General features: G+C 47.2%; 15 protein-coding genes. 1 reads left to right on the plus strand and 14 read right to left on the minus strand.

The window, feature by feature from the left end; translation table 11 throughout:
• Positions 1-50: 50 nt before the first annotated feature.
• Positions 51-368: a hypothetical protein gene (locus ACLQ6D_RS14300; RefSeq protein WP_411727988.1), complete on the minus strand. Its 318-nt coding sequence runs from the start codon at positions 366-368 to the stop codon at positions 51-53.
• A gap of 146 nt (positions 369-514) precedes the next feature.
• On the opposite strand from ACLQ6D_RS14300, the gene ACLQ6D_RS14305 reads away from it, so the two are divergent.
• Positions 515-2,548, plus strand: coding sequence for a polysaccharide biosynthesis protein (locus ACLQ6D_RS14305; protein ID WP_411727989.1), 2,034 nt, complete (start codon positions 515-517; stop codon positions 2,546-2,548).
• On the opposite strand, the gene ACLQ6D_RS14310 is transcribed toward ACLQ6D_RS14305, so the two are convergent.
• The 13 genes from ACLQ6D_RS14310 to ACLQ6D_RS14370 form a co-directional block, all read right to left on the minus strand.
• Entirely contained in the window at positions 2,533-2,745 is a 213-nt protein-coding gene (locus tag ACLQ6D_RS14310) for a hypothetical protein (RefSeq protein ID WP_411727990.1), read from the minus strand. The genes ACLQ6D_RS14305 and ACLQ6D_RS14310 overlap by 16 nt on opposite strands.
• 291 nt (positions 2,746-3,036) lie before the next feature.
• Positions 3,037-3,831, minus strand: coding sequence for a twin-arginine translocase subunit TatC (tatC, locus tag ACLQ6D_RS14315; protein WP_411727991.1), 795 nt, complete (start codon positions 3,829-3,831; stop codon positions 3,037-3,039).
• Positions 3,818-4,150, minus strand: a complete 333-nt coding sequence (gene tatB / locus ACLQ6D_RS14320; protein WP_411727992.1) for a Sec-independent protein translocase protein TatB — start codon at positions 4,148-4,150, stop codon at positions 3,818-3,820. Before tatB ends, tatC begins: the two co-directional genes overlap by 14 nt.
• A gap of 1 nt (position 4,151) precedes the next feature.
• On the minus strand, positions 4,152-4,367 hold the full coding sequence (locus ACLQ6D_RS14325; RefSeq protein ID WP_411727993.1) for a Sec-independent protein translocase subunit TatA: 216 nt from the start codon (positions 4,365-4,367) through the stop codon (positions 4,152-4,154).
• Positions 4,368-4,414: 47 nt separating this feature from the next.
• The gene (locus ACLQ6D_RS14330) at positions 4,415-4,732 is read right to left on the minus strand and encodes a phosphoribosyl-ATP diphosphatase (protein ID WP_411727994.1); all 318 of its coding nucleotides are present in this window, start codon (positions 4,730-4,732) and stop codon (positions 4,415-4,417) included.
• Positions 4,725-5,120: a phosphoribosyl-AMP cyclohydrolase gene (hisI, locus tag ACLQ6D_RS14335; protein WP_411727995.1), complete on the minus strand. Its 396-nt coding sequence runs from the start codon at positions 5,118-5,120 to the stop codon at positions 4,725-4,727. The genes ACLQ6D_RS14330 and hisI overlap by 8 nt, the downstream gene beginning before the upstream one ends.
• The gene (gene hisF / locus ACLQ6D_RS14340; protein WP_411727996.1) at positions 5,117-5,890 is read right to left on the minus strand and encodes an imidazole glycerol phosphate synthase subunit HisF; all 774 of its coding nucleotides are present in this window, start codon (positions 5,888-5,890) and stop codon (positions 5,117-5,119) included. Before hisF ends, hisI begins: the two co-directional genes overlap by 4 nt.
• Entirely contained in the window at positions 5,887-6,624 is a 738-nt protein-coding gene (gene hisA / locus ACLQ6D_RS14345; RefSeq protein WP_411727997.1) for a 1-(5-phosphoribosyl)-5-[(5-phosphoribosylamino)methylideneamino]imidazole-4-carboxamide isomerase, read from the minus strand. The genes hisF and hisA overlap by 4 nt, the downstream gene beginning before the upstream one ends.
• A gap of 48 nt (positions 6,625-6,672) precedes the next feature.
• Positions 6,673-7,314, minus strand: coding sequence for an imidazole glycerol phosphate synthase subunit HisH (hisH, locus tag ACLQ6D_RS14350; protein ID WP_411727998.1), 642 nt, complete (start codon positions 7,312-7,314; stop codon positions 6,673-6,675).
• A gap of 30 nt (positions 7,315-7,344) precedes the next feature.
• Complete coding sequence (gene hisB, locus ACLQ6D_RS14355) at positions 7,345-7,938, minus strand: imidazoleglycerol-phosphate dehydratase HisB (protein ID WP_411727999.1); 594 nt, start codon at positions 7,936-7,938, stop codon at positions 7,345-7,347.
• A gap of 582 nt (positions 7,939-8,520) precedes the next feature.
• Positions 8,521-10,332 carry a translational GTPase TypA gene (typA, locus tag ACLQ6D_RS14360; RefSeq protein ID WP_411728000.1) on the minus strand — a complete coding sequence of 604 codons (1,812 nt, stop codon included), beginning with the start codon at positions 10,330-10,332 and terminating at the stop codon, positions 8,521-8,523.
• A 148-nt stretch (positions 10,333-10,480) separates the two neighbouring features.
• Entirely contained in the window at positions 10,481-10,873 is a 393-nt protein-coding gene (locus tag ACLQ6D_RS14365) for a rhodanese-like domain-containing protein (RefSeq protein ID WP_411728001.1), read from the minus strand.
• 112 nt (positions 10,874-10,985) lie between these two features.
• Positions 10,986-11,293: NAD(P)/FAD-dependent oxidoreductase (locus ACLQ6D_RS14370; protein WP_411728002.1), on the minus strand; the 308-nt coding region annotated here is incomplete at its 5' end.

An 11,293-nucleotide genomic window follows, 5' to 3' on the forward strand; every position in this document is an offset into this window, starting at 1 on the left:
GGTCTATGTCCTGTTCGCAGGCTTCCATCATCAATTGGCCGCCCACAAGGTTATGCTGTCCGTGCCGAGCAGATGGTCGAGACGCCACCTTTATCGAAGTGCAGCAGCAGCGCAACACGCACGAAGACGACTACATGACAGCCAGGTGTTCGACGGGCTGCTCGATCAAAGCCTCGATGGACGGCAACAAGCGCCCAGCGTATGCAGACAGTGCCTGCCGCTCCGAAGCTCAAGAACAATGGCTGGTCGACGCAAGGATCGGCAGCCACGCCTGTGAAAAAGGCAGCCGTGGCAAACCTTTGGCCGATACCACAAAAAGTCAGTCTTGATGAAGAATATTTGCAAAGAAAATCTTTTGGATTTGACATTTATGTTATATGGTTAACCCTTCTCAAGGTGATTCGAGGCGTAGGGGGTTTCTCATTGAAAGGGTCAAACGGATGAAAGATAAAGAACGGATTTTGCTTTACCGAAAATATGGTTTGGCAACTGCTATCGATAAAGAGTCGGTTTAATGAAAATACAATTAGCTCACTGGTTTATAAGCCTTTCCAGGCGTACAAAGACCATCATACTGATTTGTGCAGATACTTTTTTTGCATTGCTGGCTATTTGGGGGGCGTTTTCTCTACGGCTGGGTGTGTTTTATGTACCCAAAGGCGAGATGTGGTATTTGTTTGCTGTAGCTCCAGTTATAGCGATACCCATTTTTTTAAGGCTAGGGTTATATCGGGCGATTATTCGCTATATGGAAGTCAGGGCCTTATGGACGATTATTCAGGCATCTACACTGTATGCCCTTGTTTTTGCGGTCATATTGTATCAATCTGGCGTTAAAATAATGCCTCGGACAGTACCCCCTTTAAATTGGTTAAATATGATGGCACTTGTCGCCAGTAGCCGTTTTTTTGTGCGCTGGTGGTTGGGCGAGACTTATATTAGTTTAAGTGGCGGTAGTCGTTTAGAAAGGCACTATCAAAATAATGTCGTTATTTACGGTGCCGGTAGCGCGGGCATTCAACTGGCATCCGCATTGGATCATGGCCGTGAATTCAGGCCAGTGGCTTTTATAGATGATGATCCCACGTTACATCGGCAAAAAGTCAATGGCTTGCGTATTTACCCCCTGAACTCGTTAAGTTATTTGATTGAAAGGCATAAGCTCTCCTATGTGTTGCTGGCAATTCCTTCGGCAACGCGATCAAGAAAGAGTGAAATCATCCGTTTGCTGGAACCTTTTGCGGTTCATGTCATGTCGATGCCCGGATTGTCTGATATTGCCCAAGGTAAAGTGAAGGTTGATGCGCTGCAAGAAATTGATATTGCTGATCTTTTGGGGCGGGATTCGGTGCCTCCTGATACCTCGTTGTTATCGGCCAATATTAGCGGCAAGGTGGTGATGGTGACTGGAGCGGGCGGGTCGATAGGTTCGGAGCTTTGTCGCCAGATTATACAATTGCAACCCAGGCTATTGGTTCTTTTTGAGTTATGTGAATACGCACTGTATGCGATTGAAAAGGAATTGCATGAGCAATGCGCTAAAGTAAGTCTTGAAAATGAAATAGAAATTATTTCAGTACTCGGCTCAATTACAAATGCAGGGCGAATGGAAAGGGTCTGTAAGGCATTCGCGGTGCAAACCATTTATCATGCCGCAGCCTATAAGCATGTGCCGATGGTTGAGAAGAACCCAGGGGAGGCCATCTGGAATAATATTTTTGGTACGTTATATGCTGCCAAAGCTGCCATTGGCGCAGGGGTTGAAACATTTGTGTTAATTTCAACCGATAAGGCAGTAAGGCCCACCAATACGATGGGCGCTACCAAGCGATTTGCCGAATTGGTTTTGCAAGCGTTGAGTCAGGATGCCAACGATAAGCACCAGACCCGTTTCACTATGGTCAGGTTTGGGAATGTGCTGGATTCTTCTGGTTCCGTGGTGCCTTTGTTTAGGGAACAGATAGCCCTGGGTGGGCCGGTCACGGTCACCGATGAAAGGGTCATCCGCTACTTTATGACAATACCCGAAGCCGCACAACTCGTCATTCAGGCAGGTGCTATGGGCTTAGGCGGGGATGTCTTTGTTTTGGATATGGGCGACCCCATTCGTATTACCGATCTGGCAAAGCGAATGATCCATCTAAGTGGCCTGGAAGTGAAAGACGATAAGCATCCTGAAGGAGAGGTCGAGATCAGTTTTATTGGCCTGCGCCCAGGGGAAAAGCTCTATGAAGAACTTTTGATAGGTGACAATGTTTCTGGAACCTCGCATAAACGTATCATGCGTGCGGAAGAACAGGTAATTTCCTGGGCGGAGCTGGAAACGTTGCTTACTACGCTTGAAAAAGCGACCAAGAATGAGGATTTTGAACGTGTCAGGGCGATTTTAAAATATGCGGTTACCGGTTATGTGCCGCAATGCGATGTCGAAGATTTGTTATGGAGACGCGGTATTGTGGCATCTGCCGCACCTATCGAAAATCAAGGCCAAAAAAAACCTCCCGATGTGTTGCCACAGAGGGAGGCGAAAAATCAAGCAGAGATATGAGGGAGTTCTGCTTGCAGGTACGACACACAGATGAAGATAATTAACGTGTCTCGTTGGTGTGCATCGCCATATTGCTGTAAATGGCAGCGCTTGCAAATAGCACGGTTGAGAATATGAACTGAGCGGAAATAAAGCTCCAGATTCCAGTGATGAACAGCAGCCCTATCAATATGTCTTTGTTTAATTAAGGTACTCATTGTTAAGCCTCAATTAAAGTTAGAAAGCGGATTATTCAGTATCGGGCTAGTCGGCAAAGCCTTTGCTGATGGTATGGTGGACAGTATAGATGCATGGTAATTTGAGACAATACCCTAAATAATAAACGAATTATTTCTAATTATTAAACAATATAAAAAGTCAATTTTTTTGTTAACTTTGTCACAAATTTTGTGTGAAAGTTACCGTGTGGAATTTATATCAGGTAGGGTACTTGGCTTTGGCAGTTCAATGTAGCCAGCTTTTATGTCAGGCAAAATAAAAAAACTTCTCTAATCTTCCTTTTTTTCAATTGCCTGTTGTTGAGTCCCAGTTTCAACATCTGTCTTGCGGGCAAATATCCTGGAAAATAACAAGCCGATTTCAAATAGCAGCCACATCGGGATAGCTAACAATGTCTGGGAAATAGCATCGGGCGGGGTCAGTAACATGCCAATGATAAATGCCCCCACAATCACATAAGGGCGTTGTTCAGCAAGTCCGGCGGGGGTGACTAAACCTGTCCAGACCATGACAATAGTGAAGATGGGTACCTCGAAACAGATGCCGAAGGCAAAGAACATGGTCAGCACAAAATCCAGATATTTGGTGATGTCTGTCATGACGGCAACACCGACGGGTGCTGCTGCGGTCAAAAAACCGAAAACCAAGGGGAATACCACAAAGTAAGCAAACGCCACGCCTATATAGAATAATAAGGTGCTGGCGATCATCAGCGGCAATATCATGCGCCGTTCATGCTTATACAAGCCCGGAGCGACAAATGCCCAAAATTGATACAGTATGACGGGAATCGATATAAATACAGCGGCGACCAGCGCAAGCTTGAATGGAGTCAAAAACGGCGAGGCCACATCGATAGCAATCATGGTGCTATGTTCGGGCATGTGCTTCATCAAGGGCCCGGCCACTAGGCTGTAAATCTGGTTGGCGTAAGTCGTTAGGCCCAGGAATACCAACAGTATGCACAAAATAACGCGTAGCAAGCGATTGCGTAGTTCTATAAGGTGGCTAATAAAAGTTTGTTCGGATTGCTCGAGGCCCTCTTTAGAATTATTGCTGCTCATCCCGTTCAAGGTTCTTTTGCGTCAAGCTGGTGGCTTCTGGCCTTTGGTTGATTGAGTCTTTAATGGAACGTAGATCATTAGAGGTATCGTCAAGTATTTTTTGAAACTCATTGATCCCGGTTTGATTTTTTAGAGCTTGGCGGAGTTCTTCCGCTTGGAACTCTTCATTGATTTCCTGTTTGACGGCAGCCATCATCCGTTTCGATTTTGCTATCCAAAACCCGGCCACCCTGGCAACTTTAGGCAATTTTTCCGGCCCTATGACGAGCAAGGCCACCAGCCCGACCATGCAAAGTTCCGAGAAGCCTATATCAAACATATCAGCCGTTATCGCCTTTTTTGGAAGTCACTTCACCGTCTATGGGCTTATCTTCGTCGTTTTTGGCGGCATCTTTTTCTCCCTCGTCGCGCATGGCGGAACGAAAGTTTTTGATTGCCACGCCCAGATCAGCGCCAACATTCTTAAGGCGTTTAGTGCCAAATATAACGACAATAATAGCCAATACGATCAACAATTTTGTAACACTGATGCCCATTGTAGCTCCCGCAATGTTTACTCAAGAAAGCACAATATACTATTTACCTAGCTTTTGCGCTGCGATTTTTCATCCAGCCCGGACAGGCTAAAACGCCGTTGTAACTCGCATAACACATCATCTGGCCCAAGATCTTGACTAGCAAGCAGCACCATACAGTGAAACCAAAGATCGGCGGTTTCATAAATAATCTGTTGCTTATCGCCGCCTTTACCCGCAATGATTGTTTCCGTGGCTTCCTCACCAATTTTTTTCAGGATGGTATCCAAGCCTTTTGCGTAAAGGCCGGCAACATAGGATTTGTCTGACGGTTCCAGTTTACGTTGCTCCAGCACTTGCGCCAGTTGTTGCAATATGTCACTCATGATTTTTGTAAATCGCTTTTGGGTCTTTTAAAACAGGCTCAACGGCTTGCCACTTTGTGTCGATTAGTTGGCGATAAAAGCAACTTTCCCTGCCCGTATGACAAGCAATCCCGCCTTCTTGTTCAACCTTCAGCAAGATTACATCCTCGTCACAATCCTGAAATACGCTGATAACCCGCTGCTTGTGCCCAGATTCTTCGCCTTTGCGCCACAATTTATTGCGCGATCTCGACCAATACACCGCATAGCTTTCTGCTAGGGTGAGTGCCAGTGCTTCCCGGCTCATCCAGGCAAACATCAGGATTTTACCGGATGCGTTATCTTGTGCGATGACGGGGACTAAGCCCTCGGCTGTCCAGCTTATTTCATCCAACCATGAGGTGTTCATAAGCGCATCTCTATACCACGTTCAGCCAACCGTTCTTTGGCTTGCTGAATGGTATATTCGGCAAAATGAAAAATACTGGCGGCCAACACGGCATCGGCCTTGCCTTCAATAATGCCATCAACCAAATGATCCAGATTACCGACACCGCCTGAGGCTATTACAGGTACGGAAACCGCCTCGCTGATGGCGCGGGTTAAGGGCAGGTCGAAACCGATGCGTGTGCCGTCCCTGTCCATGCTCGTCAATAGGATTTCACCTGCGCCGTATTCGACCATTTTTTTAGGCCACGCTACCGCATCTATGCCCGTGCCTTTCCGTCCGCCGTGGGTAAAAATTTCCCAACGGTTGGCTTCGTCTTGTTGGCTGACTTTTTTGGCATCTATGGCTACAACTATACATTGTGAACCAAACCGTTCAGCGGCTTCACGGACAAAATCGGGATTAAATACGGCAGCGCTGTTAATGCTGACTTTATCCGCACCGGCATTGAGCATAAGGCGAATATCGTCCAAGGTACGAATGCCGCCGCCGACCGTCAGCGGGATAAACACCTCGCTGGCAACTTGCTCGACTACATGAACCATCGTGTCCCGGTTGTCATGGGTTGCGGTAATATCGAGGAAGATAATTTCATCCGCCCCTTCCCGGTCATAACGTCTGGCAATTTCTACCGGATCGCCGGCATCGCGGATATCGACAAATTTTACGCCTTTAACGACGCGGCCATTATCGACGTCCAAGCAAGGGATGATGCGTTTTGCCAGGCTCATTGGGCAAAGGATTCAGCCAGTTTTGCGGCTTCGGCAAACTCCAGCGTCCCTTCGTAGATCGCCCTGCCGGTAATGGCGCCCATAATGCCGTCGCCCGCAACAACGCCCAAAGCCCTGATATCAGCCAATGAGGTTATTCCGCCGGAAGCAATGACGGGAATTCGAATAGCACGTGCCAATTTTGCCGTAGCTTCCACGTTGACCCCTTGCATCATGCCATCCCTGGAAATATCGGTATAGATTATGGCTTCAACGCCGTCTTCCTCAAAGAGTTGAGCCAAGTCAATCACATCGTGGCGGGACAGTTTAGACCAGCCATCGATGGCGACTTTGCCATCTTTGGCATCCAGCCCGACGATGATACGCCTTGGGTATTCAATCGCCATATCTTTGACAAAATGCGGTGCGTTGACCGCTTTAGTGCCGATAATGACGTATTCGACACCAGCGTCAAGGTAAGCCTGGATAGTTTCTTCATCGCGGATACCACCGCCAATCTGCACAGGTACATCGGGGTAAGCTGCCACGATGGCGTGAATTACATCGGCATTGCGTGGTTTGCCTGCGAATGCGCCATCCAAATCCACCAAATGAATGCGCTTTGCCCCTGCCGCTACCCACCGACCAGCCACGGCAACCGGATCATCGGAAAATACCGTGTCATCTTCCATTCGGCCTTGCCGTAAGCGGACACACTTACCTTCCTTAAGATCAATTGCGGGTATTAGCAACATACAAGTGAATCCTCAGCAGCAAATAGCATGGTCAAATAGTTAGGTTATTCAAAGCCGTCCATCCCAGTGCAAAAAATTCTTCAGTAGCTGTAAACCCACGGCCTGACTTTTTTCGGGGTGGAATTGTACGGCAAAAATATTATGTTGCGCGAGCGCACATGCAAATGCATTCGGATATTCGGTCGTTCCGGCAATGACGGAAGTTACATCAGGTTTGGCATAGTAACTGTGTACAAAATAAAAACGGCTGTCCTGCGGAATGTTTTCCCATAACGGATGTTGCGCCTGATGTACCTGATTCCAGCCCATGTGCGGAATTTTCAAGATATTGCCGTTGCTATCATGTAAGGGTTCAGGAAAGCGGACAACGTGACCAGGGATAATGTTCAAGCTCTGTGTATGGCCGTTTTCTTCATTATCCGTCAGCAACGCCTGCATGCCCAGACAAATACCTAAAAATGGTTTTGTTTTGGCAACGTCAGCAATAACTGTGGATAATCCTGATTGATTAAGCGCTTGTATACAGTCGCGTATCGCGCCGACACCCGGAAACACAACCCTATCCGCATCCAAAATGGCTTCAGCACTGGAGACAACTCGTACGTCGCACTCAGGTTCTTCATGTTGCAAGGCTTTTGCAATGGAATGCAGGTTACCCATACCGTAATCAATGACAGCAACTGAAGACATGTGAGGCGAAAAGTCAGGACAGGCTAAAAATCAAAGGCTACCTTTGGTTGATGGCATCATGCCTGCCATCCTGGGGTCAATGGCGACAGCCATCCGTAAGGCACGTCCCATTGCCTTAAAAATGGTTTCCGCAACGTGATGGGCATTAGAACCTTTGAGGTTGTCGATGTGCAGGGTAATACCTGCATGATTGACAAAACCCTGAAAAAATTCACGAAACAAATCAACGTCGAAACTGCCAATCGTGGATCGGGGGAATTTAACGTCATACACCAAGCCCGGACGACCGGAAAAATCAACGACAACTCTGGATAAGGCTTCATCCAAAGGGATGTACGCATGGCCGTATCGAACAATACCTTTTTTGTCCCCCACGGCTTGTGCGAAGGCTTGCCCCAGGGTAATGCCTACATCTTCTACCGTATGGTGGGCATCAATTTCCAAATCGCCTTTGGCAGCGACTTCAATATCAATCAATCCGTGTCTGGCAATCTGGTCAAGCATGTGTTCAAGAAAGGGAACGCCCGTGGCAAATGAGGATTTTCCAGTTCCATCGAGGTTAATATTGACTTTAATTTGCGTTTCGAGGGTGTTGCGCTCGATCCTGGCAGTACGCTGATCCATTATCTTATGGTTTGCTTGTTAGGGTTGTAATTCGGCTTTGATAGAGATGTAATACCACAATAGAGTTTAACTTTAAATTGCCGTATCGTTGGCTTAGCGTGAGCGTAACCCAACATCGAGCCGCTTCTATTGTTGGGTTTCGTGCCTCAACCCAACCTACGCACTGATCTATCATCTATATTTTAATCTGTTAAGGTTTTAATTCTACAAGGAGTTATCTTTAGATTTCAGTAATTGTAGTAGAAGAGGCTGTTTTGTTCGTTAAAATACAAAATAATCAAGTTCCGGGACGAAAATTTCATTTACTTATACGGAGAATTGCTTGCCATCATACAAGTAATCTTGGGACTACATCAAGTTACGCTTTTACCTGCATTTTTTAGGCAGATTTCTTGAGACAATGAAATCGTCGTCAAAAGTGAAGACGGATGAAGTATTGTCAACTGGATGTTGCCATCGATGGGTCCCCAAAGCTAACCAAGCAGGCGACTTAAGCCCCGTTCGTGCAACGCGCCGGGGCTTTATTTTTTCCTTAGTGAAAGCCTTAACATGTTTTAGGGCAACCACGAGGGATTGCCCCTACTAACCTTTCGCCGCTCTTTTTCGTTCATTTTCAGTCAACAGCTTCTTGCGCAACCGAATAGATTTCGGCGTGACTTCTACCAGTTCATCTTCAGCAATAAATTCCAAGGCTTGTTCTAAAGTCATTTTTTGAATCCGTGCCAACACTAGGCTTTCATCGGTGCCTGACGCGCGAACGTTAGTCAGTTGTTTCGGTTTGCAGGGGTTGACGCATAAATCATTACTGCGGGAATGTAAGCCCACCAACATGCCTTCGTAGACTTCATCGGCATTGACTAACAGCAATTCGCCGCGTTCCTGTAAGGGATGCAATGAATAAGTGACGGCTTTGCCTGCCACCATTGAAACCATCACGCCGCGTAGACGATTGCCCACTTCACCCGCTTTCATCGGGCCGTAATGATCGAAGACATGGTAGAGCAGACCAGAACCTGATGTTGCCGTCATAAATTCGGTCTGGAAACCAATCAGGCCGCGTGAAGGCATCGTATATTCCAGACGAATGCGGCCTTTGCCGTCAGGGACCATATTGGTCAGGTCGCCTTTACGTTCACCCATTTTTTCCATGATGATGCCCTGGTGGATTTCTTCCACTTCAATGGTGACCATTTCAAAGGGTTCGCACTTTTTACCATCAATTTCTTTAACGATAACTTCTGGACGCGATACGCCCATTTCAAAACCTTCGCGGCGCATGTTCTCAATCAGGACCGACAAATGCAATTCACCACGGCCCGATACTTTAAATTTATCAGGGTCTCCCGTGTCTTCAACTTTTAAGGCGACGTTATGTTGCAATTCCTTATCGAGTCGGTCACTTATTTGCCGGGTAGTGACATATTTACCTTCCCGCCCGGCAAAGGGTGAGTTGTTGACTTGAAACGTCATGGTCACGGTAGGCTCATCTACCGATAACGGGGGCATGATTTCTACCGCATCGGGATGACAGAGAGTGTCAGAGATTTCCAGCTTTTCGATGCCGACAAAAGCAATAATGTCGCCGGCACGGGCTTCAGGCACTTCAACACGCTCTAGCCCATGAAAGCCAAAAATTTGCAACATGCGACCCTTGCGCTCGACACCTTCTCGATTGACAATAATCAATGGCTGGTTGGGTTTGATACTGCCGCGCTGTATACGGCCAATACCAATAAGGCCGACATAGGTGTTGTAATCAAGGCTGGAAACCTGCATTTTAAATGAGCCGTCCATATCAACGGGCGGCGGACTGACTTTTGCGACTATCGTTTCAAACAAAGGTGTCATATCGCCTTCGGTTATGTTGTGATCCAAACCCGCGTAACCATTGATTGCCGAAGCATAAACGATAGGAAAATCCAGTTGTTCATCGGTCGCCCCCAAACGGTCAAACAAATCAAAGGTTTGATCGACGACCCAGTCAGGCCGCGCACCCGGACGGTCGATTTTATTGATGACGACGATAGGCTTTAAGCCCAGGGCAAAGGCTTTTTGGGTGACAAAGCGGGTTTGCGGCATGGGGCCGTCTACGGCATCCACTAGGAGCAGCACTGAATCGACCATCGACAGCACTCGCTCGACTTCGCCGCCAAAATCGGCATGGCCGGGGGTGTCGACGATATTGATATGGTAGCCATTCCAATCCAGGGCGGTATTTTTTGCCAAAATGGTTATACCGCGTTCCTTCTCCAGGTCGTTGGAGTCCATAACCCGTTCGGTCACCTTACTGTGTGCGGCAAAGGTTCCAGATTGTTGTAACAACTTGTCAACCAGTGTGGTCTTACCGTGGTCTACGTGGGCAATAATGGCAATATTTCTTAAATTTTCGATCACTTTAGGTGTGTTCTAGGGGTTGATGGATTACCAGATGATTGTGAATAATCTGGCTAAAATAGGTGAAGAATGGAATGATTAGGATGTTACAGCGTTGGTAGCCGGTGGTTATTCAGTAGTTAGGCTCAGTTTAACACAGAATGCAGGGTTAACTTTGTTGCCAAGGCAAGCCACAAAACCGCCAGCCGCCTAGATTGCCACGATGGTTATGGGGGTCTAGCGAGCCTTCAAAACCGTCAATGATGTTAATGGGATGCTTGTAACCCGCAGTTTCCAAGGCTTTTGCGGCGCTTAACGAGCGTTGTCCGCTACGGCAGAAGAGCAAAATGGGCGCATCTGTATTTGGAACCAGTTTTTTAACATCGGCAACAAAGTTGGGGTTTAATTCCCAGCTGGGGGCTTCTTTCCAGGGGATATGGACTGCTCCTATGGGATGACCCACATAAGCATGCTCGATTTGCGTACGTACATCCAGCAAAACTGCGGAAGTATTCTGCTGAAGTAACTCCCAGGCTTGTTGGGGTGTTAGGTTTTCTATCATTTGCTTTAAATGACTATAGTACGTAGTGGGTTGTTTCGACTCAATGTTAGGATCTATTATCGCATTACTTAATTTTCGGTCAAGAAATCGACGAATTACTTTGCAAACAAAATCAATATTCAACGTTTTGTTTTGAGGGAACCTCTAAAAATGCCCTCTCCCTGCGGGAGAAGGGGCGCTCTTGAAAGTTCAGCCATCTCAATACCCCTGCTCCTGCCATTCGTCCGCTGGCAAAGCAGGCGGTAAGCAAATATCCCCCGGTTGGCGCTTCCCAGTCCAGCATTTCACCTGCACAAAATATCCCAGGAAGGGCACGCAGCATCAAATGTCCGTCAATAGCATCAAAACTAACGCCGCCAGCGCTACTGATGGCTTCGGCAATGGGCCTGGTCGCCACCAGCCTGACGGGTAGTGCTTTTA

Origin of the sequence: Methyloglobulus sp. (genome assembly GCF_046714055.1) — a bacterium.
Lineage (GTDB): Bacteria > Pseudomonadota > Gammaproteobacteria > Methylococcales > Methylomonadaceae > Methyloglobulus.